The sequence below is a fragment of the Motilimonas sp. E26 genome, assembly GCF_021278025.1.
Lineage (GTDB): Bacteria > Pseudomonadota > Gammaproteobacteria > Enterobacterales > CBDFNC01 > Motilimonas.
In genome coordinates, this window is record NZ_JAIBHJ010000079.1 from 1 (window position 1) to 889 (window position 889).

The 889-nt window shown below is 42.1% G+C and carries 1 protein-coding gene; it reads left to right on the top strand.

The features are described from left to right. The first annotated feature begins 92 nt into the window (after window positions 1-92). Window positions 93-854 carry an IS5 family transposase gene (locus K1M91_RS21205; protein WP_232804250.1) on the top strand — a complete coding sequence of 254 codons (762 nt, stop codon included), beginning with the start codon at window positions 93-95 and terminating at the stop codon, window positions 852-854. The last annotated feature ends 35 nt before the right edge of the window (window positions 855-889 follow it).

The following is an 889-nucleotide window of genomic DNA, read 5'->3' on the forward strand; positions in this document are numbered from 1 at the left end:
TAGGGCGTGTTGATCTTTCGCGATGGATTTTTGAGCAGCATGGTAAAGGGTTATAATTTGCTTCGCCAAAAGTAAAACTATAATCCAATACCATGCCGAGACTAATGCTAACTGATCAGCGGTGGGAAAAGCTACTTCAAGTGATGATGAGCTCTGGCCGCATTTATAACAAGCCTGAACATAGAATGACCTTTGAAGGTATTCTTTTTCGATTGCGAACAGGTATCCCATGGCGCGATCTACCAAAAGAGTTTGGTGATTGGAGCGCAGTGTATCGCCGTTTTAACCTGTGGTCTAAAAAAGGCCTGTTAGATATATTATTCAACGAGTTATCAAGAAATGCAGACTATGATTGGGTGTTTGCTGATGGTTCAATAGTCAAAGCTCATCAGCATAGCGCAGGAGCAGCGACGCAAGATAGTGAGTGTATAGGAAAGAGTCGCGGCGGTAATTCAACAAAAATCCATTTGGCCGTGGATAGTGGTGGATTACCAATTTATTTCGAGCTATCAGAGGGCCAGAGGAATGATATTGCTCGTGCTGTGAGTCTCATTGATCACCTTAAAGAGGTGAACGTATTTATCGCAGATAAAGGCTATGACAGCGAAGCTTTAAGGGCATACGTTGACTCTAAAGGTGGCAAAACCATTATACCGAAACGAAATTATGGGCAAGATATTGATAAAGAAAGCATGGATTGGTGCCTCTATAAGTATCGGCATTTGGTTGAAAACGCTTTCGCGAGGATTAAACACTTCCGAGCAATATCAACGAGATATGATAAGTTAGCAAGAAATTACGCCAGTATGGTATCACTGGCGTTTGCTATAATGTGGCTGCCTATGTACTGCTGAACAAAATCTATACAGCAAAGATCAACAGACCCTAG

Bases quoted from the DNA above. Each gene is read 5' to 3' on its own strand.
- K1M91_RS21205 (WP_232804250.1), top strand. From the start codon at position 93: ATGCCGAGACTAATGCTAACTGATCAGCGGTGGGAAAAGCTACTTCAA.